Here is a 25,560-nt window from a genome sequence, read left to right on the forward strand (position 1 = left end):
ATTAGGACTTCATTCTGCCTGCTTACGATAAATCGAAATTCTAAGTTGAAGAATTTCGATTTTTTGAGTTTAACGATTAATGGGCACCATAGAAGAATATAAGGTTCCTAGTAGGCTTTTCTCTACAATTTATAAAATAACCTTGTTTTTTAAAAATTCTAACTATATTATTAATGGTAACGGTTACATACCTACTAGTCAGTATTCTGTTTAAGTTAATCTTACTAGAATCAAAAATTAATGGGAGAAGGTGCTATTTATTATGGGGAAAACATTTGAAGATTTTATGAAACTGGAGAACTTATTGCCAACGTTTCATTCGGTGGAAGAAGAGAGGCAGTATTTAAAAGAACGTCTTGCAGCTGCCTTTCGTTTGTTTTCTAAATTCGGGTTTGACGAAGGAGTTGCCGGACACATAACTGTACGTGATCCAGAAAAGAAGGACCATTTTTGGGTAAATGCATTTGGGATGCACTTTAGTCAAATAAAAGCCTCAGATCTAATTCTCTGTAACCATGAAGGTGATGTGGTACACGGAAATCGTCCGGTAAACAGAGCTGCTTTTGCGATTCACTCACAGATCCATGCTGCTCGTCCAGATGTGGTTGCAGCCGCGCATGCCCATTCTGTCTACGGGAAAACCTGGTCCGCACTTGGTCGCAAACTCGACCCTATTACACAAGATTCTTGTGCATTTTATGAAGATCATGTTTTATTTGATGATTATACAGGAGTCGTTTTAGACACAGAAGAGGGCAAGCGAATCGCCAAGGTCCTTGGTCCGCATAAAGCTGCTATCTTAAGAAACCACGGTTTATTGACGGTTGGTAGAACGGTAGATGAAGCAGCTTGGTGGTTCATTACAATGGAGCGTTCATGCCAGGCACAATTAATGGCAGAAGCTGCAGGAAGACCGGTTTTAATTGAAGAGGAATGTGCAAAAGTAACAAGTTCTCAAGTTGGCTCCGAATTAGCAGGTTGGTTCAGTTTCCAACCCCTTTGGGACAAAATCGTGAAAGAGCAATCAGAATTAGTCGATTAACGAAATATAAACATTTATGAACTAGGGGGCAACTTCATGAGCGGTTATGGGGAGAAAGTACAATTTCAAATCTATTCACCTGAACATTCAAACGAAAGTGGTAAATTTCCATTAGCCTTTGAGGAGTGGGAAAGATTAGCGAAAGAAAAGTTAGATGATGGCCCCTATTGGTATGTTGCTGGAGGTGCTGGAAGTGGTGTTACGATGAAGGCTAATAGGCAGGCAATTGATCGTCATGTACTTCAACCACGTATGCTTTGCAATGTTGAAGAGCGTGATTTATCGGTTACACTATTCGGTAGAAATCATCAGTCACCGATTCTTTTAGCTCCTATTGGTGTCCAATCAATTATTCATGAACAAGGTGAGCTTGCTTCTGCACGTGCTTCAGCAAAGGCGGGCGTTCCTTATATAGCCAGCACGGCATCCTCCTACACGATGGAGGAGATTGCTGAGGTAATGGGGGATGCTACCAGATGGTTTCAACTGTATTGGGGGAAAGACAAAGAGGTAACTGCTAGCATGCTTCAACGTGCTGAGAAAGCAGGCTACTCTGCATTGGTTGTCACTTTAGATACGCCTATACTCGGTTGGAGAGAGAAGGATTTAGAACATACCTATTTACCATTTATGAATGGAATAGGAATTGCGAATTATCTCTCCGATCCTGCATTTTGTTCAAATTTGAAAAAGTCACCACAAGAAGATATGCGAAGTGCGATCCAGTTTTTCTTTAGTATTTTCTCTAATTCTAGTCTTACATGGGAAGATATTGCTTTTTTACGTGAACACACAAAGCTTCCGATCATATTAAAAGGAATCGTACATCCTAATGATGCTGAATTAGCATTACAGGCAGATGTTGATGGAATCATTGTCTCAAACCATGGCGGACGACAAGTCGATGGTGCAATTGGTGCGATGGATGCTCTCCTTGGCGTATGTGAAGTTGTGAAAGGGAGGGTTCCAGTATTAATGGATAGTGGAATTAGTAGAGGATCTGATGTAGTAAAAGCTATTTCTCTTGGAGCAACAGCGGTCTTACTTGGTAGACCTTATGCTTATGGGTTAGCTGTGGGAGGGGAAGAAGGCGTTTCGCATGTGCTACGTAATTTAATAGCTGATACAGATTTAACCTTAGCGTTATCAGGAAGAAGTTCTATAAGAGAATTAGACTCATCTCTCTTATTCAAACGAGATGCTAGTTTGAAGCATTCTTTTCAATAGGTGAATTTATTACGTATAAGTGAGGAGGTATTACATTGAAGATTGCTGTTGTTGGGGCTGGTGCTGTTGGAGGTTATTATGGAGGAATGCTATCTAAAGCGGGCTTGGATGTCACTTTTATTGCAAGGGGTAAACATTTAGAAGCCATGAAACATTCTGGCCTTCACATTCACTCCCTTCAAGACTCTTTTATTGCCGAAGGTACATTTACAAATGATTTAAAGAAAATAAAAGAGGCAGATCTTCTTCTTTTCACAGTGAAATCGACTGAAACTAAAGAAACGGCAGAGACTATTCGTCCACTATTAAAAAAAGACGCAGCTATCCTTACATTACAAAATGGAGTAGACAATGAGGAGCTGTTAACAAATACTCTAGGGTCTGATCGCATTGTTTCGGGTAGTAGTTACATTTCCGCTTCTGTGGAGAGACCAGGTGTGATTCGACAGTACTCGAATTTAGAAAAAATAATCTTTGGAGGTCTTCCTGAAACAAACTCTCGTCATGTTGAATCATTCGTTCATGTTCTTCAGATTGCAAATATTGATCATGAAGTATCTACCTCCATCATCGAAAAAAAATGGGAAAAGCTTTTATGGAATGCAACATTCAATCCACTCACAGCAGCCTCATCGGCTTCAGTCGGTGATGTACTCGATAAAAAACCATTAAGAAGGACTGCTGAAGCAGTTCTGGCCGAAGTGGTTAACGTTGCTAGTGGTTTAGGAGTTAATTTGAATGATAGTTGGGTCAAGCAGATTTTCTCATTATCAGAAGTAGCTCGTAACCATAAGACATCTATGCTGCAAGACCTGGAAAAAGGAAAGAAGATGGAAGTGGAATCGATCTGTGGATATATTATAAAAAAAGGAAAAGAGGTAGGCATTGACACACCTGTATTAGAAACGATTTATGCCATATTATGCTCAATAAATGATCGAATAGAAAGCAAGAATACAGAAAAAGCGTACCCGTCAAACTAAGCACTCCCGCTTGAAGTTAGTAAAGTTGTAAAGTTGGAGAAGAGTACGTTTGTAGTTTAAAGGGGTTGCCAAAATGGAAATGAGTCAACAAAAAAGAATGTGGATCTACTCCTTCATCGGAATGGTAACGACAATCGTTGTACTAGCTTTTGCCAGACTCTCGTATGGTGTTGTACTTCCCTTTATGCGAGAGGGTTTACAGATTACGTATAAAGAAGCCGGTATTCTTGGAACCGTTATCTCGTTCGGTTATTTAAGCATGGTCGTATTTGCTGGAATCCTTGCCTCTAAATGGGGAGGGAAGAGAACGATGCTCCTTGGGACGATGCTTGTTACGGTTGGCTTCATAGGTTTAACCTTTACTCCTTCATATGGGATAGCCATTCTGTTTATGTTTGTGTTGGGAGTAGGAACGGCTTTTACGTATACGCCTTTAATCTCTTTACTTGTTGCTTGGTTTCCAACGAAAAAGGGGTTAGTGATTGGACTTACGACTAGTGGGGTTGGTATCGGGATTCTCCTAACAGGAGTCATTGTTCCTTATTTGAGTAGCATATACCCAATGAGTGGTTGGAGATATTCATGGGCTTTATTTTCTCTTGCCAGTTTAATGGTAGCTTTCTCCATGTTTTTATTCATTAAAAATCCACCTTCAAGCACCACGGTTAATGCTAAGGAAGAGCAAACCAACCCTAAAGAAATTTATTTGAATAAAGATGTTATTAATGTCAGTCTGATCTATGGAGTAGTCGGGGTGGCTTATATTGTTCAGATGCTGTTTGTGATGAGCTTCATGATTGAGTCTGGTATAAGTGTTACAGTAGCAGGTCAACTAATGGCATTGAATGGATTACTCTCTATTTTTACAGGCCCTGTTTGGGGACATATTTCCGATAGGATTGGACGGAAGAAGTCGTTGATCTTGACGATGGCGTTTACGTTAACAGCTATGACGATTCCGATTATATTCCCCACACTCATTGGCTTCACGCTTCATATCCTTCTTTTAAGTTGTACGTTGACTGGCTTGTTTACATTAGTGCAAGCTTCAAGTATGGATCAAGTAAAACCAATAGATATGCCCGTTGCCTTTAGTTATGCGACGTTTTATTTTGCTGTGGGACAATTCATAGGCCCGACAATTGCGGGTTGGTTAATTGATGATTTCGGTGGATTTCAACAAGCTTTTCTTTTTTCATCGATTTGTTTAGGGATAGGGTTACTTTTAACCTTTAAAGTGAGAAGTACGGAAACGCCAAAGGTTGCTGTGGAATCAAATGTGAGTGGGTAAATACAGCTCTTTTGGTGTATCTGCATTAGCAGTTCACCTTATCTCCTCTTTATTCAAGGAATAGAAACCACAAAATAGCGAACGATAAAGGTGGGATCTGAATTACTTGAAAATAGGAGGAGTAGGTCATGACACAACCTAACCATGATAAGCAAGAACTACACCAAGCACAGAAAGAAGTGGAAAAAGCTTTTAATCAGTTAGAAAAAGAGAATCATGAACTTTTTCATGCTCAGCAAGCGGTACAACATGAGGGTCAAAAGTTAAAGGAAGCTCAACAAAAAGTAGATCATGAACAACATGATGTTCAGCTAGCTCAAGAGAAATTTCAACAAGCTCAAGCTAAGGCTAATACTTACAAATAATTCAACATGTATAAAGGAATAAGAGCCAACATTTATCTAAAAATGTTGGCTCTTATTAATGTGAGTTTAAATAAGTTACCGACTCCTTTTTAGGAATCGTTGAAGGGAATGTTAGAAGAACCAGAGGCCAAATAAGGTGGAAACAATTAACCCTAAAATAACGGGTAGGAAGCTTTTGCGTACGAGCTCCATCACCGGTACTTTGGCAAAACCGGCTACAGCGACTAAGGAGGACCAGGCAATTAAAGTACCGCCACCTACCCAAATCGAACCCATTTGACCAATTGCAGCTAAGGTTGCTGTATCAACTCCGACTGTTGGTCCTAGCGCACTTGATAGAGCCCCGACAAGTGGGAGACCTGAGAATCCAGAACCATCAAGCCCTGTGATCATTCCTATGATTAATATTGCAAATCCAGCGAGAAAGGCATTTTCAGGGATCAATTGCTGTCCTGCTTGCACGAGATCGAACAAGAAAGAAGGAGAGCTCTCACTTCCGACACCTAGAATTGTACCCGCTAGTTCACCACTTCCGATAAAGAAGAAGCCCGCAATTGGAATCACTGGTCCCATTGCTTTAAAGGCGAAGACAAAGCCGGTAATTAAATGTTCGCTTACTTTTGCTAACGATGTTTTAGCCTGGTCTGCTGTAGTGGAGGCAAGTAAGAGTAGAGCGGCCGTGCCACCAATTAATGCCGCACCCGTGCCTCCTTCAATCGTCGGAATCACATCTGAAAACTTCGCCATAATCATATAGACGATGATAAACAAGAATGCGGTCGGGACGAGTAACGCAAATACCATACTCTTTTTTGTGACAGGTTTTCTTGCTTTTATGTGGTCGTCGGTTGATGAAGATTGAACCTTTTCCCACTTTAGCAAATGATTCTTAGAAGGAGATTGAATCCACTTTCGTAACAATAAATAAGCAACGGTGATCGCAATTCCACCCGTTACAAGGGATAACACAAAAGCTCGATCGGCAACTAGTGAAATATCGACTCCAGCTGCAGTTGCACTGAGCATTGGTGCAATTTGAATAATGTAATCAGACGACAAGGCCATACCTTGGCCCGCTAATGAAATCGCAATCGCTGCCCCGATCGGTGGAAGTCCAGCTCTGATGGCAACTGGAATTAACAGCGCACCGACAAGAGGGACCGCTGGAGTTGGCCAAAAGAATAAGGAGATGGAGTATGTTACAAGAACAATGACCCAAAAAGAGATATGTCCATTGACCATCACCTTTTGGAACGGGGTGATCATTTGTTCATCTGCTCCTATATCTTTCAAGGCGTGCAAAAGCGCCGTCATAATCGCAATGATTAAGAAAATGTTAAATAATTCTCCAGCAGCAATTAAACTTGCTTGGAAGATTGTTTGAAGTCCTATGGATAAGGATCCGCTGAAGATCCATCCCACTAAAAATGTCATCAAAATCGCTGGGACGACAACATTTTGTCTGAAAAGCATGGTTAAAATGATTAAGAGAGTCCCTGATAAATACATCCAATGGGACAAAGTAAGCTCAATCATATCGAAGCCCCCTCTATCTAAAAGTCAAACTTACGATATGGTATGAAACAAACTAGGCATTGGTGTATTAGAGGCATCGGATCACTCCTGAGCTTCATAGTGAATAAAAAAAATACTGTAGCAATTTGTAACCTTATGATTTTCTTTTTCAATCAAGGAAAGGTAGAATAAGCTTTTAGCTTCTGAATCAGGCTATCGAATTTTAAGACAAGTTGCTGAACTTTATGGTAAATGAAATAGGGTGCCATTCACTTAGGAAGACATTTGTATACCGTTTCTACTCTCAAACAAAAGACATTGCTCTACTTAGAAACTATTAAATCATATCTCTCAAATAGAAACACTTAGGTACATTGGTGTAGATCAAGATGCTATGGATAACACAATGAGAAAATTTAAAATAAATTAGTTATATACAAGGTTTCTATTTATTTACCATCAATGTCATATAATTCGTGTTAGTGACATTCAGAATGAAAATTAAGCTCATTAGAATTATATCAAGGGTTTTAAGCTATGAATGAATGCTAATCCCAATAAGATATATAATATTTATAATTAAAAATTAGAGGAATAGAAATCCATGCATTACTTTCATAGCCGGTAGGTGATTTACAGTTAAAATAATATTATTACGATGCTTTACTTTAATATATTCTATGTACCATATTGGCTTGAGCAAGCTTAAGATAATTTCCTCGCTTAGCCATTCAATTTTTCTTCCTCATGAAGAACATCAAGTAAAAGGTACAAACTTTGTCTATTGTGTCTTGTTTTTACATACAAAGTTGGTATTGTAGGCAATACCCAAACTCACATAGATTACTAATCTTCACTAGTAGCAATTTTCTTTCTTCTTTCATTCAAAACCCCCTAGATAATTAGTAACTTCGATCATAATAATTAGGCATAAAAGTTGTAAAACCTTTAATTTATTTTGTGTTAATTATCATCTTGGTATTTATTGGTTTTTAGGTTATTTACAATAATAAATAATATATGTATTTTTTTGTAAAAAATAGTTGATTGTTCGCAAATTATACTCTATATTAAATTTTGGGTTTAATGATACTATTTTCCTGTGAGGATAGTAATCTATTTATAGGTTAGGAGGAGTGTTTAATAGAAAGAAAGAATTACTTATTTAGTTTGTAATTTTTTTTGGGGATTTAATAGTTTTTATTATTTTTAAAATTTATCAAGAAAAATATTAAATGAAATGGGAGAATGAATGTGAAAAAGAGTCTAGTTTCAAAAGTAATAGTTTTTACTGTATCCATATTTTTATTTACAGTGGTAGGGCAACCGTACTTCACTGCTGCTAGTACACCTAACTCATATGAAGATTATTATGAAGATTTTTTTGACGGTGATTCCACTTGGGAAAATTTAAAATTTGAAGATTTAGATCTATTAAGCTTAAATGAACTTGAGGATTTAGGGTTGAATGTAGAAGATGGATATGATGAAATTAATGAAGAGATTTTTAATGATGGTTTTGATTTTGAAGCAGCAGTTGAAGAATTAGATATAGCGAAAATGGATGAAGAAGAAGAAGAAGAATTTCTTGAAATTATTAATGAAGTAGCAGCTCTTTCAAGTACTGAAGAGGAAGAATTATTAGTTGAAGCACTTACAGGTTTTTTTGACAGTAATTCCGAGGTGTATAATGATTTAGAAGCTACTGAAACTCAAATGATAGAAGATTATATAGAGAAGATAGAATCTGAAGAGAATAATTTTATCTCAAGCATAAATAAAACACTATTTGGAGAAGAAGCTTACGCTGCAAAGAAAAAAGGTAAAATAGCAATAGGAGTTAACCTTCTAGGTTCTATATTTAATGTTGCTTTTGCTGGATTAGTCGGCGGTGGTGCTAGTGCTGTTAAAAATTTAATTAAAAAGAAGGGTAAAAAAGTAGTTGCTCAACAATTATCAAGAGTAGCTACAGCTCAAGCAAAAAAGGCGGGGATAAAAACTGTAAAAGGCGTAGCCATAGCAACAGTTATAGCTAATGTGGTATATACTGCCTTAGATTATGCAGATGTTGGTGGAGCTCTAGCTAAATTAATAGATAGAGTAGATTGGTATCCTAGAAATGGGTGGGTGGATGTAACAAAATGATGAAATTTTTGAGATATTTCGTTTATCTTATAATATTTAGTACCGCGGGCTATTATGTTACTAAATATGTAACTTATGATAAAAACTTATTAAGTATGGTATTAGGTTTTATAATAATGTTTATCATTTCTTTTCCTTTACTATGCTTGGAATTTCTGAAATTCAGAAAGTATGATTCTTAATCGTTCCAAATATTACTTGGTTTTATTAGGACGTATATATGGGATTGGGTGCATTGAAGGAGAAAGTAGTTCTGTAACTTGAAATAAGGTTTTTGTGTAAGGAATAAAGAGCCCTCCTAGTGGGGGCTTAATCTATTTCTATAATAACCTCTTGACTCTCATCATCTTCAGCGGCTGGGTTTATTACCACCCTAACTGGAGCTGTAGCATCTTGTAACTCATAAGTCAATTCCACACTCCATAACCTACCAGCTGAATTAGGAAAGTATACGTCACTATTCTTATCATCATAAGCACCTGACGTCTCCGCCAATTCCTCATTTTGATACAGCTCTACATCTGCTAATGAATTGAATGTTGTTTCACCGTTATATGAGTTTCTCCAATCCATCGACATATCTATGAAGTATGATCCATCTTCTTCATATATTTGAGCAGGATCAAAGCTTAGTTCGATATTATCAAAGGTAAGCTCTTCATTTATTGCAACTTCTCTTTCAATGCTCTCTTCAATAACCTCTTCTTCTTCTGTTTCTTCTGTTACTGTGGCTTCTCCACATCCAACTAAGAGAACTGCCGCACCTAACATCACAATCAATTTTTTCATCATATTCCTCCCTATTTATCTATCAAACTATACATCTTTAGGTGATATATTTCATGACAATACAGAAAAAAACATTGAGGAGTCAAACGAAAAAGCACCTATTCCCTGCCAGGATAGGTGCTTTTTCTGATCTTTTTTCTCATCATCATTCTATAAGAATATCGGGTAAGATACAAATTAGTTTTAATACTCTGTGCCTAAATTGTCTACACAATTTAATGGATATTTCAAATGATACTTTCATTTTTTACTCCCTCGATTTCAACACTCCTAAGATAACAAGCTCTCTATATTAATTAAAATTGTAACCTACAACTCAAGTTAGGGCTTAACAAGGGAGGGGGAATAGGCTCCTAAATTCTCTTATTTAGCTGTAAAAAGCCAATTCCTAAAAAAAGGGCTGCAAGTGATCCTATAGCATCTGCTAAACCAATATCACCAAACATCATGGTGGAGAGAGCAGCCTCATATCAACTTCATATTTAGTTGAATTTCGCCAACGCTAACTGCACTAGGTTCTTTTCCTAAACTAAACCTTGAGAATGTAAAGGTTAATGGATCACGTGAAGGAAAAGTAGCTAGTCTAGTAGGTTACACATATCGACTTGTTGTAACAATATTATTTGAAATTTCACCATATTAATAAACTAAATATTTACATATAATGATTAAAAATGTATAATCTACTAGAATATTACATAAGGAGATGAGAAAATGAGTTTTAAGTATTTTAAGGTGGTTCTAACTAGCGTTCTTGTATTAACTTTAGCTGTAATCTTAGGGGTATCCCCAAGTAAGACTTTAGCAGCGCCACTATTGATTGATGAAGAGTTTGAAATCGATATGAATGGGGAGTATGATGAAGAAGCACATAATGAAAGGTTTTTAAAAATATGGGAAGAACTTTACGAAGATGAGCCAGTAGAAGAACCAAGCGAAAAGTCGTTAATTCAACCTTTTAGTAATAATACACTTAGTTATTATGTTTCAAGTACTAGGTGGATTAATCGAAATGGACAGATTTCCCTTAGCTCACAACCTAAGTCAACACTGACTTCACACAGAAATGGAAACGAAGCGCTATATCACAGTGCTACTTCTTTTAATCTTTTAAGACAAAAACATGGTAGAGATTCACAATGGAGAAATACTAATTCAATGAGGGTACAATGGGATTGTCATGTATTAATGGCAAGAAGTTTAAAAACACCGTGGAATATTGAACCTCATAGAACCACAACTGATCTAAAATATACAATGCAGAAGTTTTGTAACCCACCAAATAGGTAAAATAAAAAGCAGCGCCATTTATTGGTCGCTGCTTTTTATTTTTTTAGCAGGAAAGATAATCAGGGTACTTAGGAAAATAATGATGGAGATTATCGTTACATAGAAAGCAACTGAATCACCGTTTAAATTCAATTCACTAATAATAGTGTTGTTGTTAATTACAGTATTAATTAAAATAGAAGTCAATAAAAAAGAATTAAGCAATATTATTGATTCTCTCCTTACATTTTTTAGAAACAAAAAAGAAAGATTTACGATTAAGGCTAGGATAATTAGATAATAAGTTAACCTTACAAACTCTAAGTCAATCATATATAATGATTCCTCCTTGAAAATAAAAATTTGGTTTTTTAACTAGCATGTATATTTTAGTCATAATGTTAAAAAGTGTCAATGTGTAATCTCTATCTAGTATCTAAACTATAGGATCAGACTTAATTATTCACATAAGAACTATATCTTTCACGTTTTAGCTATCACATGAGAAAGAACCTTCATATCTGCTCTTTAAGAAATTCAAGTAGGCTTAACTGAACTTAAAGTTAGAGGCTTTCATCTTTTGGACATCTCTTTAGATTACTCGTCTTGTCCTAGGTAGATGTATTTTAGGATCAAAACATACTCATCTTTAGTTGTGATCATAAACAACCCCCTCGTCTTTTTACTATTATAATGAATGTGCGATTGTATTTCATGACAGATAGAAAGCGGAAAATTATAGAATGAGATATTATGTTGCTATTAGGACCTTTGAGACCGCTGGAGTTGGCCAAAAGAACAAGGAGATTGAGTACGTTACAAGAACAATAACCCAAAAAGAGATATGGCCATTGACCATAACCTTTTGAAACGGTGTGATCATTTGTTCATCTGCCCCTATATCTTTTAAAAGGCATTTGTGTATTTGCGGAAATAATATTGTAGTGAAAAGAGAGGGATAAAGGGAATTGTTAATGTTGTCTAGGGAATTCTAAAAAAAGCCCTCACTGATGTGAAGGCTACACTCCCTTTTTTGAGGACATTACATTGAGAGGGGAGGCTTCCTGCTCTCTATATTACTATATTTTACTACCTCTCGTTGATTCCAACTACTTGTATTATTTTTTTCCTCATCCGTAAATATGCAAATTACCAAAAGAAGTTACAGAATCGTCTAAAGCAACAACGCTTTTTAAAGCAACATTTGTCACGTTTACGGGAATCGTCACACCTAAAAAAGTCATGCTTTAGTTCACACTTACGCTTTCTTCGACAATTATCGTAGCTCATGTAGGCACCTCCTCTTTAAGAGATAATATAATTTATGGATCTTTTAAGAGGCTTGTATCAGCTATTGGCAGGGAAGATCTAAAAATACACGCGTATCCTTTCCGTCATCAAAAAAGCCCAACCTATAAAGGCTGGGTTCATCCTATCCTGCTCCATGATATCAGGAGTCTTTAAGCCGTTGAGAGGAGGCGTTCCTTCTCCTTGAAAACATATATGCTGAGTCGATATAAATAATAAAACGAGCCCTCACATAGTGGGGCAAACGAAAAAGCACATACTCCCTGCCTAAGAGTATGTGCTTTTTCTGATCTTTTTTCAGCATCATTCTATAATCGTATCGGGTAAGACTCAAATTAATTTTAATACTTTGTGCCTGAATTGTCTATACAATTTAATGGGCATTGGTGTATAAGCTGAAAAATATTGCAACGAAAAGAGAAGGATAAAGGAAATGGTTATAATCTTGTATCAAATTCTCGTAATATGTCGCCAATGAGGAATATGATAATTAATCTTGACTATGATAGATAGAGCAGGGTAATCTATGTTCACTAGGTATCTAGTAGCTGGGAGGGTGCAATGAAGAAAGTAGTTTCAGCGTTATTTATTTTGTTACTCTTCATAGGTGGAATGGCATATGGTGTTTATTATATTGGAACGAATATCATGTCTGATAAAATAGCAAATGGCCTTACATCGGAATTTAATGATGGGCAAAGAAATGAAATAAGGACGTATATTGACAATGATCCTGATTTAAGAGTTCTTGTGGAGGAAGTTGCACAGGTCGATGAAAGTAAGCTACCTTTTACAACAAAGGAAGAAGCAACAAGAGTCTTGATTAGGAAAGTCGGAATCACAGAACTGTTAAATATACAAACAAAAGTAGAACAAGGTAATGTGAATCCTGTTCAATTAATCGATGATCTTCATTCAAGTTTAACAGCGGAAGAGATCATGGCGCTTAAGGTGATTGCTTATAAAGAACTCTATCAATAAAGAAGCTCAGGACCTTTCCCGAACGGCAAGAGAAAGCTCATTCCATCAAAAAAGCGCCTTAAGGGGCGCTTTTTATCAATTTAATAACACTAATCATTGTCCTTCGTATACGTGTCTTTATCCTGAATTTCCTTTCTTAGCGTAGCACTATGCATAAGCCTCAAAATCGGTCTTGCAACTAAAAAAGTACTCCCAGCAAGATAACTGATGAGGCCGAACACTTCCGCCTCTTGAAAGAAATTAAGAATACTTCCTAAAACGAACAAAATTCCGATTAATAAATCGTTAATCGTAGAAATAACTCTATATCTCTTATCAAAATAAATTCGCATCCGTCCAAGTTTCACGTCCAAATACTCTTCACCATTCTTAATCATTGGACCCTTTTTCTTCATATGAATCCTCTCCTTGGTGCAAATCTCTCCTAGTAACTTTACCCATTATTAATAAAACAATAAACCTGGTGAAACTGCTTTTTTGGAAAAATACAGCTTTTGACAAGTTTATGGGCTCGTTCTTATTGCTTATCTACCGCAGGAAATGCATCAAGTGAGACGATTAAGTGATTAAACAATCATAAAAGGAGGGAACGTATGTTGATTATTTAGGCGCGCGTATTTTATTATCATAACCATTAGTTTTGTGTGAGCCATCGCAGAATGGAAGATTCTTAGATTGCCCGCATAAACAGAGGGAAAATGCAGGTTTTTTTGGAAATGGATTGCCTTCCCCGTCCAATAACTCAACATCTCCATTCACTCGTACGGATCCGTTATCATTAATTTTTAATATTACTTTCTTTTCTTCTGCCATATTCTTCATTCCTTTGTATGTAGGATGTGTAATGAATTCTACAAATGTCGTGTAATTCCTTTTAATCTTAGCATAATTAGTGAATTGAAATGAGTACAGAAGAAAATAGGATGGTCTGGATCTGTGAAATTCGTAATAGGAAATCATTCTTTTTTTACGCTTCTCACAACTTATTACACGGTTAATCAGTCAAAATTATGCTATGATATGGGCTAAAGCTTTACGATTTATATCATGATTGGTACCTAGAGTAAAAGAAAAGATTGAAAGATAAAGAAGGGGATTATTATGAAACAAAGAACCTATCCATCATTATTCTCAAGCATTAAAAAGCCATCGACTGCGTTTGAATGGTTTACAGCCTTTTTATTTATTGTTTTATTTATTGTTGGGCTTTTTAGTGCATTTGCTTTCAGATTATTTGTGATGTTGTTTTTAGTAGGTCTATTACTTCAGGTCAATCGTTTCCTGCAAATGCGTCCGAATGGAAAAGGATCGATTGCTGAAGAGGCAGAAATTGCGGCAGTGAAAACGAAGCCAGTTGCAGTACCTAAACCTATTAAAGAAGAAACAGATCAAGAGATTTTAGAGAAGACGACTCAACTTCAGAAAATTGATTTGGATCGTACTGAGTTACTAGAAGAATTATTTAGAAAAGCCTCACTCGATGATGAAGAAAAACAAACGTATCGCTCAAAAATTAAACAAAAGGATCATGAGATTTCTCGTTTGCGTCAAGAGTTAATGAATGCAGGGGAGAAGATCCAGCAAGTGATGCTTGATACAAAAAATATGTTTGTGAAGCATGATCCGATGAAGGAGCTAGCTTCATCAATTGACTCGGAGTTATTAGAAGCTGATTCGCTTGATCTGTTAAATGAACATCTACAAAGAAAGCGTGCTACCTTAACAGAGGAAGACTTAATTGCTTTAAATAAAGCGGGCTATGTAGATGAAGAATTTAAGTTAACACGTGCTGGATTTAAAGCTTTAACGAGAGCTGTTGAAAAATAAAGAGAGGAGGCCGTCCTACGCAATTGCGTAGGACGGCCTCTTTCTTATTTGCCCTCAAATTCATCTACTAACTCGCTAAAGAAAGAAAGAGCTTTTTCAATTGGTTCGGAAGTCGTTAGATCAACTCCAGCACGTTTTAATAATTCGAGCGGGTAATCGGAACTACCACTTTGTAAAAATTCAAGGTAGGCTTCCTTCGCTCCTTCTTTCTTTTCAAGTAGACCATTGGCAAGCTGAATCGCTGCGGCAAATCCAGTCGCATATTTGTACACATAAAACGGACGGTAGAAGTGGGGAATCCTTGACCAGCCAAACTTGACCTCATCATCAAATACTAGGTCGTCTCCATTGTATTCTCTAAATAGTCTTTCATACACTTCATTAAATACTTCGGCAGTAAGTGGCTTTCCTGCTTCCGCTAATTCATGTGTATCTTTTTCAAAGTTAGCAAACATCACTTGTGTGAAAAGCGTGCCTTTGAACTTATCGATAAAGTCATTAACTAAGTATTTACGAGTTTTTTCGTCTGTAGATTGATCTAATAAATAGTGAATCAACAACACTTCATTTACCGTAGAGGCAACTTCCGCTACAAAAATGGTATAACCGGCAGTAATTTGTGGCTGGTGTTTGGCCGAAAGGTAACTATGCATCGCATGTCCCATCTCATGAGCAAGGGTAAAGAGACTGTTTAAATTATCTTGATGGTTCAGGAGGACAAATGGATGAACGCCGTAGAGACCCATATTGTAAGCACCAGAACGCTTGCCAGGTGTTTCTCTGACGTCAATATACCGTTTTTCTTTAAATTCAGCTAATGTCTCAACGTATTCCTCGCCAAGTGGTGCTAGTGCTTTTAACATCGTATCATAGGCTTCATCATATGGAATATCCTTATCAACGCCTTGAACTAGGGGAATGGATAAATCATATTGACGCAATTCATCGACACCTAACATCTCTTTTCTGATTTTTTGGTAACGATGATAGGGGGCGAGATGGTTTTTTGTTGATTCGATTAAGTTTTCATAGACTTCTTTTGGAACTTCATCAGCAAACAATGATTTCTCAAGTGCAGAAGGATAATTCTTCATACGAGAGACGGTTACATTTGTTTTGATTGCTGCGGAAAGAGTAGATGCTATCGTGTTATTAAGTTCAACATATGGCTTATAATACGCATGATACGCTTCTTTCCGTTTAGAGCGATCCTCATTTTTAAGAAGTTTTTCATACATGCCTCGCGTAAGCTCTACTTTTTTTCCGTCCTCTGTGGTGACTTCGCCAAATTTAATATCTGCATTATTAATCATTCCGAACGTTTTACTTGGAGATGAGAGAGATTCACCTAATTGAGTAAGGACTTCTTCCTTTTCTTTACTTAGCACATGAGGCTTGTAACGGAACAGGTCCATCAGGTCATCTTCAAAATAAGTCAGACCCTCGACTTCAGATATGTATTCAGAAAGGGTGGTTTTATCGAGACTCAATAAAAATGGTCTGAAAAAGGAGACCGCCGTACTCGCTTTCACGCTTAAACCTGTCGCTTCATCTAATAAAGACTCCGCTTTTTTATCACGTGTATCGACATCCACTTGAAGGCGAGCATAGACAACTACCTTCGATAAGTGGAAACTCAATTTCTCTTGCAACGTTAAAAAGTCATATAAGGAAGGGCCATCCGTAATCTTGCCATCAAACTCTTTTAATTGTGTCGCCATGTTTTCAACTTCTGCAACATCTTCCTTCCAATCATCAATTGAAGGGTATATATCTTCCACTTTCCATTTTTCATGATCAGGCACTTCTTTACGTGAAGAATAAGTTGCCATGTATCATCACTCCTTTAAGTATAGTTTTACCATTATCCACCATAGTTATGATTGTATCACAAGGAAATGTACAGAAAAATATAGAAGTCTTGAGTGCGTCAGAAAATAAAAAAGATTGTGACGATCTTTACAAACTCAATCAAATTGTCTACGATATATATACGATTACTTGGTATTAGAAAAGCAGGTGAAAGATGAAAAGAATCATGGTTGTAGGAGTGTCTGCAGGGACAGGGAAATCAACTTTTGCCAGGAAGTTAGGAGAAAGATTACATATTCCAGTTTATCATTTGGATACTCTTTACTGGAAACCAAACTGGGTCGAAGCTTCTGAAATCGAATTTCAAGAAGCTCAATTCAATCTAGTAAAACAAGAATCATGGATCATTGAAGGTAATTATACTGGCACGTTTCACTTGCGTATGAAAGAAGCAGATACGATCATTTACATCGAACGATCTTTACCAGTTTGTTTGTATCGTGTGTTGAAACGGTACCTTCAAAACAGAGGAAAGGTTCGAGAAGATTTAGGAGAAGGGTGTATTGAAAAGTTAGATTGGCCATTCATCAAATTCATTGTTACAACTTATTTCAAGAGAAAAGATAATATGCAGGAACGTTTTACTCATTTCTTAGATCAAAATGGCAACAGAAAAGTAATTCAGCTGAAAAATAGAAAGCAAATCAGAGATTTTTTTCAAACATGAGAATGATAAAACAAGTAGGAGGCTATTAATCAAATGGCAAAAGCATTAACAGGTAAAAAGGTTGTACTAACAGCATCTCGTAAAGTTGAGGAGATGAGTACATTAATTGAGAAGCAGGGCGGGGTACCGCTCGTTCGTTCAATGCAAGGAACCGTTTATGTGGCTGAAGAAAGTGTGATTGATGAGCTTAAAGCTGTGATTGAAAATGGAGTAGATTGGTTTGTACTAACAACGGGTATAGGAACAGAGAAGCTTCTTGAACTAGCCGAAGGTGTGGGTTTAAAAGAGGACTTGCTTCAATTACTAGAGAAAACAAATATTGCAGCAAGAGGTTACAAAACAAAAAATGCTCTTAAAAAATATGGTCTTACTCCTACGATCAGTGATGATGACGGTACAACAAATGGATTAATTCGAGCAATGGAAGGAATAGACTTCAAAGAAAAGAAAGTCGCTGTCCAATTGCACGGGGTTCCTTCTCCTGATTTACGTACGTTCTTTCAAGAAAAAGAAGCAGTATACACGGAAGTTCTTCCATACCGTCATATTGCACCTGACGCGGCGGATGTTAAAAAGCTTTATCATGAAATTATTGAACAACAAGTAGATGCGGTTTGCTTTACGACGATCCTTCAAGTAAGGGCCTTATTTGATTATGCAAGTTCCGTACAGTCTAGTAGTGAGCTTGCGACTTGCTTTAATGAAAAGGTACTAGCTGTCGCTGTTGGGAAGCTTACAGCTGAAGGCTTAACAGATGCCAGTGTGACGAGAATGGTTGTACCTGAGAGAGAACGGATGGGGACAATGATTATTGAGCTCGCAAAATATGTTGAAGCAAATGGTTAGTCCTTCATTTACAGAAGTGGTAACGTAAGAGTTGTACATATAAAAATGTGGAAGGTGGTATGATCATGAAGACATTTGATGCCTATATGGTTGACTTAGAAGATGGCAAAACAAAATTAGAGCGCAAACAATTTACTGTGGAAGAGTTGGGTGAAGGGGAAGTAACGATTGAAGTCGCATACTCAAGCGTTAATTACAAAGATGGCCTAGCAACGTTACCGAAGCAAATTATTCGTAACTACCCACTCATTCCAGGAATTGATCTTTCAGGAACAGTGATTGAATCAACGGATTCTCGTTTTAAAGAGGGAGACGAGGTCATTGCGACTAGTTACGAAATTGGGGTTTCTCATCATGGGGGCTTTAGTGAAGTCGCTAAAGTTCCAGCTAAATGGGTAGTCCCACTACCTGATGGCCTATCACTTAAAGAAGCCATGATTTTAGGAACAGCTGGCTTTACTGCAGCCCTATCTGTGCAAAAACTAGAAGATCAAGGGATTACACCTGATGCTGGCCCTGTGCTTGTATCTGGTGCAACAGGTGGAGTCGGAAGTGTCGCTGTTGATATATTAGCAAGTCGTGGCTACGAGGTGCATGCAAGCACTGGGAAAGAAAGTGAACATGGTTATTTAAAAGAATTAGGTGCAACCGAAGTTTTGAAGCGGGATCAACTCACGCCAGAAGACAAGAAACCGTTACGTAAAGAACTTTATGCGGCCGCAGTCGATCCTGTCGGTGGTCAGACATTGGAATACATTATAAGTACGTTAAAATATGGTGGATCAGTCGCAACTAGTGGTCTTACAGGAGGAAATAAAGTAGAGACAACCGTCTTTCCGTTTATTCTACGAGGGATCAACTGGCTAGGAGTCGACTCGGTGTATTGCCCAATGGAGGTACGTGAGAAGATTTGGAAGCGCCTAGCTTCAGATTACAAGCCACCTCACTTAACAGAAGGCATTGTCAATGAAATTAATTTAGATGAATTACCTTCTGTTTTATCAAGCATATTAAAAGGGGAAGTTCGCGGAAGAACAATCGTGAAACTGAAGTAATGGATTCGCCTAAGCTCACTTCTCATAGAGGGCTTAGGCTCTTTTTTGCTAAAAAGGAGGAAGAATATTGACCTATAAAATACTACCTCGTACTTTTTTTGATCAGCCGACGATAGAATTGGCTCAATCATTGTTAGGTAAAATTCTTGTTCATGAAACGAGTGAAGGCGTAACGGCAGGGTATATTGTCGAAACCGAAGCCTATAAGGGCCCGGACGATCAAGCTGCTCATAGCTTTAATAATCGCAGAACAAAACGAACGGAGGTTATGTTTGGGGCAAACGGTCATTGTTATGCCCATGTCATGCATACGCATTGCTTGATTAATGTTGTAAGCGGAGGAGAAGGTTGTCCCGAAGGTGTGTTAATCCGGGCGGTCGAACCGATCGAAGGGATCCCGTTGATGTATAAAAGGCGTGAGAAAGCTAAAAGAGATAGAGATTTGACAAGTGGACCAGGCAAATTGACAAAGGCTCTTGCGATTACGAAAGAGGATTATGGGAAGCCGTTTTTTGAACCACCTTTATATATTGCAAAAGGCAAGGAAGTTGTTCACATTTCAACCGGACCACGCATTGGGATAGATAACAGCGGTGAGGCAAAAGATTACCCTTGGAGATTTTGGGAGACGGGTAATCCGTATGTGTCAAAATAAAAAGCACAAGGGGAGAGTCCCTTGTGCTTATCTTAATTGTTGTGACTCTTTTATTTTTGGTATTTCCACATCATATACCGATAGCGAATCGTACAACCAATGCAATAGCCGCTTAATGCAAGAGCTGCAGCCATCACAACCATGCCGCTCATAATGAAGATAAAGCTAATAAACTGAAACATGAACCCTACTAAGGCTAGTCCTAAACAAATCGTTGCAATCCATTGATTAAAACGTTGCTGCTGTGGGTCTTCCTGTACGTAAGTCTTTAAAGGTTTTTTTAGTAGAGACTTGGCTATCTTCATCACCACATTATAATGAAAGGCTAATGCGACGACTCCTACTAAAAAAGGTAGTGCTAAAATCCAAGGTGATATGAGCCAGCTTAATAGAACCGTTATTATAAGAAAAATTTGATTTACTTGAACAAGCGGTTTAGGTATTCCCATTTATTTTTCCCTCCACATAAATGATTCATTGTTGTTAAAGGAAGTATATCAGGGAATCTTTATAAAAGAAAGATTTAAACCTAGTAAGCTGATCGTTTATCTAGTCAATTGTAAAAAACACCCACTCGTTACAGAACTGAGTGGATGTTGATCGTTATTTTTCTTCTTTACATACTAGAAAAGGGAGAGCCTTTTGTTTGAGCGACAGACGTGCAGGGGTTTCTAAATAAATTTCTCCATCGATATCAATATCTTCAATCGGGCTGGTTTCGAGTTGAAGGGAATCGGCTTGGATGAACTCAATCCCTTCCATTTCACCTGGCCATTCTGGAGATCTAGCTTTGTTGAACAAGTTCTTAAGTAAAGCAAGCCCTGCTTCACGGATGATATAGAGCTCGAGTTTTCCATCATCTAGTTTTGTTTGTTCATGGTATAAATTTGTTGTACCAAGAAAGGATCCATTCATGGCAAGAATCATCACAGCCTCATCTTCAACAGTCTTTCCATCCAATTGTAGAGAGTAAGAGAACGATTCTGCCGTTTGAAGGGATTGAATCGCACTTAGAAAATAGCTGAATTTGCCGATACTACTTTTAAGATCGTCATTTGTCCCTTCAGAAGCTCTTGTAATCAGTCCAACTCCAAAGAAATTAGAAAATGCACGGTCATTTACCAATCCAATATCTAAAGATTGAACCATTGCTTCTTGAAATACTTCACAAGCTTGTTTCACTTTTAAAGGGATGTTAAGTGCTCGTGCAAAATCATTACACGTACCAGTAGGTAAAATAAAAATAGAAGGGGATTGTTCTAAATGAATCAAGCCATTCACAGCTTCATGAACGGTTCCATCCCCGCCCATAATAATGACTAAATCAAATTGTTCGCCTCTTTCCCTACACAGGCGCTCAGTATCCCCTTTTTCATTTGTCTTCATTAATGTGAATTCAGTTATATGTTTGGAAAGCCCAGCTACTGCTTCAGAAAGCAACGTTGCGGTATCATTACTCCCTGCATGTCCATTATAGATAAGCATTGCTTTATCATACATCTTAATCCCTCGTTTCAATGCTCTGTATACTGTTCTTTATTCCCTAATTAATCACATTCAACACTTCCTTTTAATTAGTAATACGTATGTTACATGAAAGCGGGCATTTTGGTATAATACGTATGAAAAATGGACGGTCTATATGACGATGAAGGAGTTACACATGGATTTTACAATACAGTATTTATCATTTTTTGTTGTGAATGTAGAGGGCTCGGGTGAACAGGCGATAAAAGGCTATAAACATTATCAAACCCTTGATCACTCTGCTTATGAACAACATGCCCTAAAAGAGTTTTTAGATGGAGAACTAATGAAAGTAACGAAAAGAAAGGTCGAGCAGAACCCAAAATCAGATCAAGTCCCAACCAAAATAGGACGTTTTATCGTCGAACCTGGATATGATTTGGATACGAATCCAAATTACAATCAATTCAATCGAATACGACTTGCACAATCAACAGACGATTTTAAAAAAGAAAGCGAAGAATTAGTTCGTGCTTATATGGATACGAGTGCCATTCGAGGAGGAGCCTTACTTGTTATTCGCGCAAAACTCGATAAGTACATGGAAGATCCGTTTGTCTTTGTTTTAAAATGTGATTTTGAACAAAAAGTAGCGAGTATTACAGATGAAAGAACCCTCATCAACCATGTTAACCGAGCAATCACGACAAAAAATATGAAGTCTATTCAATATCCCTACATGCCGGAAGAGGGAATGGTAGAAGAGTGGGAATTGAAAGTTCACCAATCCTCACACGCGAGATACTTTGAAGACTTCTTAAAGTTCGTTGAATATAATAAGTCGATGCCTGAGCTTGTTAAGCATCAGATGATCGAAATGGCCCAGCAGCATATTGCCGAAACGTATCAAGAAGCAAGTCCAGAAAGAGAGCAGGAGGAAGAGTTTATTGAAGCTTGGTCCAATACTCCCGTTCGTGAAATGCAGGAGAAGTGGACACCAGAGCAAGTCGTAGAAGCCTCTGCACCGATTGTCGAGCATCAACCAGAAATCGAGTTAAAGCTGAAGCTAGACCATATTGATGTCAAAGCAATGCTATCAGATTTTGGAGAGTGCCTACACATTGCTAAAGTGAATGGGAAGTACGTAATTGTGATAGAAGGGGATTCGTTTACGTTTGAGAAAGGTGTCTCACCGGTGGAGTTTTTGAAGCCGGATGATCTTGAGGAAGTGTTGAAGAAGGTGGGGAGGTAGCTAGTTTCCCTAAAAAATTAAAAGAAGTTTGATAGAGACATGCACTAACCAAAACCCTTTCTTTTGAATAGTTTATAGAACAAAGATTAACCTTTTGTTCAAAAGGAGAGGGCTTTAGTGGAAAATACGTTCAAACTACTTATTGCTGGCATCAGCACTGTGGGAAGCTTTTTATTTGGAGGCTGGCCGGCATTATTGCAAGTTTTACTCATGTTTATTGTGATTGACTATGTAACGGGGTTAATTGCAGCTGCATATAGTGGGAAGTTAAGTAGTAGAGTAGGGTTTAAAGGAATTGCAAAGAAGATCATAATGATTGCAATGGTGGCGGTTGCATATGGGATCGACCTTGTTCTAGGGGGAAGTAGCTTTTTTCGTGATGCTGTCATCTACTTTTATATTATTAATGAATTAATCTCCATTCTAGAAAATGCAGGGAAGGTAGGGTTACCACTACCGAATGTGTTAAAAGAAGCGATCGATGTTCTTAAAAGTAAGGATAACAAGGAGGACTAAGGACGTACCTCGGTAAATAGAAAAAGAGATGGATGCCAATACGGCTTCCATCTCTTTTCATAATCCTAGTTATCTCACTTGACCTGATCCTGAAATTTTCAACTTTGTCGTCGTTAGTGCAGGTAATCCCATTGGCCCACGAGCGTGTAGCTTTTGTGTGGAGATTCCAATCTCAGCACCATAGCCTAGTGCACTACCATCTGTAAATCGAGTTGAAGCGTTATGGTAAACGGCTGCAGCATCTACTTGATTCAAGAATTGCTCTGCTACTTGTGCATCCTCAGTGATAATGGCCTCAGAATGCTTTGTCCCGTATTGTTCAATATGATAAATGGCTTCCTCCACATCATCAACCAGCTTTAAAGCAAGATCGAGACTTAAATATTCCTCAGCCCAATCTTTTTCAGATGCTTCAATAGCTCCAGGCACAGCTTGTAGGACTTCTTGATCCCCATGAACAGTGATACTAAGCTCTTTAAACATCGAAATCAATGTGTCTTTGTTCTTTGCAAACCATTCTCTATGAATTAAAACTGTTTCTAGTGCATTACATACCGCAGGACGATCTGTTTTCGCATTCGTGATAATAGCTAGTGCTTTTTCTAAGTCTGCATGTTTATCTACATACATGTGTACATTTCCAACACCAGTCTCAAGCACTGGAATCGTTGCTTTACGAACAACGGTTTCAATTAATGAGCCACCACCACGAGGAATGAGTACGTCAATATATTGCTTTAATGTAAATAGCTGTTCTGTAGCTTCACGATCAGTACTTGCGATAAATTGTACTGCCTCAACTGAGATGCTTGTTTTCTCAAGAGCTTTATGAATGATGGAGATAATGGCTTTGTTTGAATGAAGGGCAGAAGAACCACCTTTTAAAATGATTGCATTACCCGATTTTAAAGCAATTCCTGTAGCATCAACTGTCACATTTGGTCTTGCTTCATAAATCATACCAATGACACCAAGAGGGACACGCTGGTTTTTAACATGTAATCCATTATCTAGTGTCCATTCCGTTACCACTTCTCCAACTGGGTCATCTAATTTCACAAGCTCTTTTAACCCATTAGCAAATTCAAAGACACGCTCTTTCGTGAGAAGAAGACGATCCATATAGGCTTGATCGTATTGTTTCTCTCTACCTAAAGCAAGATCCTTTTCGTTTTCTTCTAAAATAAAAGCGTAATTTTGTTCTAGCTCCTCAGCAATGATTAACAATGTTTCATTTTTTTCTTTCGTTGATAAAATACTAAGAGGTTTACTCGCTTGCTGGGCCTTTTTCGCTTGGTCTGCAACATTAATCTCCGTCATTGTTGTGTTACTCAAACGTATCCTCTCCCTTGAAATTAGTTAGCCATCACATTTGTGAGACATACAAATTCTTCTTGCTTAATCGCTTCACTATCCGTCACTTTAATGTCATCAGGAATTTCAGTTAACTTAAGTCTTCTAATTTTACGAAGCTGATCAGCAGAGTAATTAATCACACCGCGTCCAACTTCTTCACCGTTCATATGACGAATCACAACAACATCCCCACAATCAAAACCGCCATTTACTTCACGGACTCCTTGGGGGAGGAGGTGACTTTGTTCTTGTGTAATGGCTATTCGTGCACCATCATCAATAATGACTTCGCCTTTTGCACCTGAATTGAACGCGATCCAATGTTGTCTAACATCGAGACCATCAAGTTCATCATTTGCCTTAAAATACGTCCCTCTTGCTTGATGGTTCACCGCATCATAGAGAATATTAGACTTGTTGGCATCACCTATAAATGTTTCAATCCCTGCAGCTAATGAAATCTTTACAGCTTCTATTTTAGAGCTCATGCCACCTGTTCCAACGTCACTGCCAGAATCACCAGCCGCAGCTTCAATCTCTGGAGTAATTTCATTGACTACTTCTAAAAGTTTAGCATCGGGATTGGTATTAGGGTTATCATCATAGAGTCCATCAATATCTGATAAAATGAATAACTCGTCTGCTTCAACAAGGCCAGCTACTTTAGCGGACAAGGTGTCATTATCGCCGAATTTTAGTTGTTTAATGGTGATCGTATCATTCTCGTTCACGATGGGTACAACGCCTCGTTCAAGTAAAACTTGAATCGTATTACGTGCATTCATGTATCTTTTTTGATCAGAAAAATCACTACGCGTGATGAGAATTTGAGAAGCTGTGTATCCATGAGAATGAAATCTCTCAGAGTAAGCCTCCATTAATTGGCATTGTCCGATGGATGCTGCTGCTTGTTTTTCGGCAAGTTCAGTCGGTCGCTCAATAAAGCCAAGTTTACGGTAGCCAGCTGCCACCGCTCCAGAGGATACTAATACGACTTCATGTCCTTCTTCTTTAATAAGAGCAATTTCATCAACAAGTCGTGCTAGTTTGCGTAAGCTAATTTCACCATTACGACTTGTTAATGAACTACTTCCGATTTTTACTACGATGCGTTTTTTGTCTACCAATTTCT

24 protein-coding genes and 2 pseudogenes are annotated in these 25,560 nt (G+C 37.8%); 17 read left to right on the top strand and 9 right to left on the bottom strand.

Annotated features, from left to right (window positions below; all coding sequences use genetic code 11):
* The first annotated feature begins 262 nt into the window (after positions 1-262).
* The 5 genes from AB3N04_RS19880 to AB3N04_RS19900 all read left to right on the top strand — a co-directional run bounded on the left by AB3N04_RS19880 (position 263) and on the right by AB3N04_RS19900 (position 4,908).
* Positions 263-1,042: a class II aldolase/adducin family protein gene (locus AB3N04_RS19880; RefSeq protein ID WP_368504283.1), complete on the top strand. Its 780-nt coding sequence runs from the start codon at positions 263-265 to the stop codon at positions 1,040-1,042.
* A gap of 36 nt (positions 1,043-1,078) precedes the next feature.
* Positions 1,079-2,269: an alpha-hydroxy-acid oxidizing protein gene (locus AB3N04_RS19885; RefSeq protein ID WP_368504284.1), complete on the top strand. Its 1,191-nt coding sequence runs from the start codon at positions 1,079-1,081 to the stop codon at positions 2,267-2,269.
* A gap of 35 nt (positions 2,270-2,304) precedes the next feature.
* Positions 2,305-3,252, top strand: coding sequence for a ketopantoate reductase family protein (locus tag AB3N04_RS19890; protein ID WP_368504285.1), 948 nt, complete (start codon positions 2,305-2,307; stop codon positions 3,250-3,252).
* A gap of 73 nt (positions 3,253-3,325) precedes the next feature.
* The gene (locus AB3N04_RS19895) at positions 3,326-4,543 is read left to right on the top strand and encodes an MFS transporter (RefSeq protein WP_368504286.1); all 1,218 of its coding nucleotides are present in this window, start codon (positions 3,326-3,328) and stop codon (positions 4,541-4,543) included.
* Positions 4,544-4,671: 128 nt separating this feature from the next.
* Complete coding sequence (locus AB3N04_RS19900; RefSeq protein ID WP_368504287.1) at positions 4,672-4,908, top strand: hypothetical protein; 237 nt, start codon at positions 4,672-4,674, stop codon at positions 4,906-4,908.
* Between the two features lie 111 nt (positions 4,909-5,019).
* On the opposite strand, the gene AB3N04_RS19905 is transcribed toward AB3N04_RS19900, so the two are convergent.
* On the bottom strand, positions 5,020-6,441 hold the full coding sequence (locus AB3N04_RS19905) for a hypothetical protein (RefSeq protein WP_368506109.1): 1,422 nt from the start codon (positions 6,439-6,441) through the stop codon (positions 5,020-5,022).
* 224 nt (positions 6,442-6,665) lie between these two features.
* Between AB3N04_RS19905 and AB3N04_RS19910 the strand changes: the two are divergent.
* Positions 6,666-6,853, top strand: a pseudogene (locus tag AB3N04_RS19910) (site-specific integrase); the annotation flags it as partial.
* 824 nt (positions 6,854-7,677) lie between these two features.
* Positions 7,678-8,568, top strand: a complete 891-nt coding sequence (locus tag AB3N04_RS19915; protein ID WP_368504288.1) for a hypothetical protein — start codon at positions 7,678-7,680, stop codon at positions 8,566-8,568.
* Positions 8,569-8,877: 309 nt separating this feature from the next.
* Here the strand turns inward: AB3N04_RS19915 and AB3N04_RS19920 are convergent, their stop codons facing one another.
* Complete coding sequence (locus AB3N04_RS19920; RefSeq protein WP_368504289.1) at positions 8,878-9,357, bottom strand: DUF5067 domain-containing protein; 480 nt, start codon at positions 9,355-9,357, stop codon at positions 8,878-8,880.
* 714 nt (positions 9,358-10,071) lie between these two features.
* Between AB3N04_RS19920 and AB3N04_RS19925 the strand changes: the two genes are divergently transcribed.
* Together AB3N04_RS19925 and AB3N04_RS19930 are read left to right on the top strand one after the other, a co-directional pair.
* On the top strand, positions 10,072-10,647 hold the full coding sequence (locus AB3N04_RS19925; RefSeq protein ID WP_368504290.1) for a DUF2599 domain-containing protein: 576 nt from the start codon (positions 10,072-10,074) through the stop codon (positions 10,645-10,647).
* A 1,848-nt stretch (positions 10,648-12,495) separates the two neighbouring features.
* Complete coding sequence (locus tag AB3N04_RS19930; RefSeq protein WP_368504291.1) at positions 12,496-12,915, top strand: hypothetical protein; 420 nt, start codon at positions 12,496-12,498, stop codon at positions 12,913-12,915.
* 89 nt (positions 12,916-13,004) lie between these two features.
* Here the strand turns inward: AB3N04_RS19930 and AB3N04_RS19935 are convergent, their stop codons facing one another.
* A complete protein-coding gene (locus AB3N04_RS19935; protein ID WP_368504292.1) occupies positions 13,005-13,310 on the bottom strand; it encodes a YrhK family protein in 306 nt (101 codons plus the stop codon).
* Positions 13,311-13,400: 90 nt separating this feature from the next.
* On the opposite strand from AB3N04_RS19935, the pseudogene AB3N04_RS19940 reads away from it, so the two are divergent.
* Positions 13,401-13,481, top strand: a pseudogene (locus AB3N04_RS19940) (IS200/IS605 family transposase); the annotation flags it as partial.
* 34 nt (positions 13,482-13,515) lie between these two features.
* On the opposite strand, the gene AB3N04_RS19945 reads toward AB3N04_RS19940, so the two are convergent.
* The gene (locus AB3N04_RS19945) at positions 13,516-13,728 is read right to left on the bottom strand and encodes a CDGSH iron-sulfur domain-containing protein (protein WP_368504293.1); all 213 of its coding nucleotides are present in this window, start codon (positions 13,726-13,728) and stop codon (positions 13,516-13,518) included.
* A gap of 288 nt (positions 13,729-14,016) precedes the next feature.
* Between AB3N04_RS19945 and AB3N04_RS19950 the strand changes: the two genes are divergently transcribed.
* Positions 14,017-14,742, top strand: coding sequence for a hypothetical protein (locus AB3N04_RS19950; protein ID WP_368504294.1), 726 nt, complete (start codon positions 14,017-14,019; stop codon positions 14,740-14,742).
* Between the two features lie 44 nt (positions 14,743-14,786).
* Here the strand turns inward: AB3N04_RS19950 and pepF are convergent, their stop codons facing one another.
* Positions 14,787-16,574: an oligoendopeptidase F gene (pepF, locus tag AB3N04_RS19955; protein ID WP_368504295.1), complete on the bottom strand. Its 1,788-nt coding sequence runs from the start codon at positions 16,572-16,574 to the stop codon at positions 14,787-14,789.
* A gap of 194 nt (positions 16,575-16,768) precedes the next feature.
* On the opposite strand from pepF, the gene AB3N04_RS19960 reads away from it, so the two are divergent.
* The 4 genes from AB3N04_RS19960 to AB3N04_RS19975 all read left to right on the top strand — a co-directional run bounded on the left by AB3N04_RS19960 (position 16,769) and on the right by AB3N04_RS19975 (position 19,837).
* Complete coding sequence (locus AB3N04_RS19960; RefSeq protein ID WP_368504296.1) at positions 16,769-17,281, top strand: topology modulation protein; 513 nt, start codon at positions 16,769-16,771, stop codon at positions 17,279-17,281.
* A 33-nt stretch (positions 17,282-17,314) separates the two neighbouring features.
* Positions 17,315-18,127, top strand: a complete 813-nt coding sequence (locus AB3N04_RS19965; protein ID WP_368504297.1) for a uroporphyrinogen-III synthase — start codon at positions 17,315-17,317, stop codon at positions 18,125-18,127.
* 65 nt (positions 18,128-18,192) lie between these two features.
* On the top strand, positions 18,193-19,182 hold the full coding sequence (locus AB3N04_RS19970; protein WP_368504298.1) for an acryloyl-CoA reductase: 990 nt from the start codon (positions 18,193-18,195) through the stop codon (positions 19,180-19,182).
* A 67-nt stretch (positions 19,183-19,249) separates the two neighbouring features.
* Complete coding sequence (locus AB3N04_RS19975; protein ID WP_368504299.1) at positions 19,250-19,837, top strand: DNA-3-methyladenine glycosylase; 588 nt, start codon at positions 19,250-19,252, stop codon at positions 19,835-19,837.
* A 50-nt stretch (positions 19,838-19,887) separates the two neighbouring features.
* Here the strand turns inward: AB3N04_RS19975 and AB3N04_RS19980 are convergent, their stop codons facing one another.
* Together AB3N04_RS19980 and AB3N04_RS19985 are read right to left on the bottom strand one after the other, a co-directional pair.
* A complete protein-coding gene (locus AB3N04_RS19980; protein WP_368504300.1) occupies positions 19,888-20,286 on the bottom strand; it encodes a DUF4395 domain-containing protein in 399 nt (132 codons plus the stop codon).
* 154 nt (positions 20,287-20,440) lie between these two features.
* The gene (locus tag AB3N04_RS19985) at positions 20,441-21,337 is read right to left on the bottom strand and encodes a diacylglycerol kinase family protein (RefSeq protein ID WP_368504301.1); all 897 of its coding nucleotides are present in this window, start codon (positions 21,335-21,337) and stop codon (positions 20,441-20,443) included.
* Positions 21,338-21,500: 163 nt separating this feature from the next.
* On the opposite strand from AB3N04_RS19985, the gene AB3N04_RS19990 reads away from it, so the two are divergent.
* Together AB3N04_RS19990 and AB3N04_RS19995 are read left to right on the top strand one after the other, a co-directional pair.
* Positions 21,501-22,556, top strand: coding sequence for a DUF3900 domain-containing protein (locus AB3N04_RS19990; protein ID WP_368504302.1), 1,056 nt, complete (start codon positions 21,501-21,503; stop codon positions 22,554-22,556).
* Between the two features lie 117 nt (positions 22,557-22,673).
* Positions 22,674-23,072 (top strand): holin family protein, encoded by a 399-nt coding sequence (locus AB3N04_RS19995; RefSeq protein ID WP_368504303.1) that lies wholly within the window; start codon positions 22,674-22,676, stop codon positions 23,070-23,072.
* A gap of 69 nt (positions 23,073-23,141) precedes the next feature.
* Here AB3N04_RS19995 and AB3N04_RS20000 read toward each other — a convergent pair whose 3' ends face one another.
* Complete coding sequence (locus tag AB3N04_RS20000) at positions 23,142-24,392, bottom strand: glutamate-5-semialdehyde dehydrogenase (RefSeq protein ID WP_368506110.1); 1,251 nt, start codon at positions 24,390-24,392, stop codon at positions 23,142-23,144.
* 35 nt (positions 24,393-24,427) lie between these two features.
* Positions 24,428-25,555: a glutamate 5-kinase gene (proB, locus tag AB3N04_RS20005; protein ID WP_368504304.1), complete on the bottom strand. Its 1,128-nt coding sequence runs from the start codon at positions 25,553-25,555 to the stop codon at positions 24,428-24,430.
* Positions 25,556-25,560: the final 5 nt, after the last annotated feature.

Source organism: Alkalihalophilus sp. As8PL (assembly GCF_040939795.1).
In the GTDB taxonomy this organism is placed as follows: domain Bacteria; phylum Bacillota; class Bacilli; order Bacillales; family Bacillaceae_D; genus Alkalihalophilus; species Alkalihalophilus lindianensis.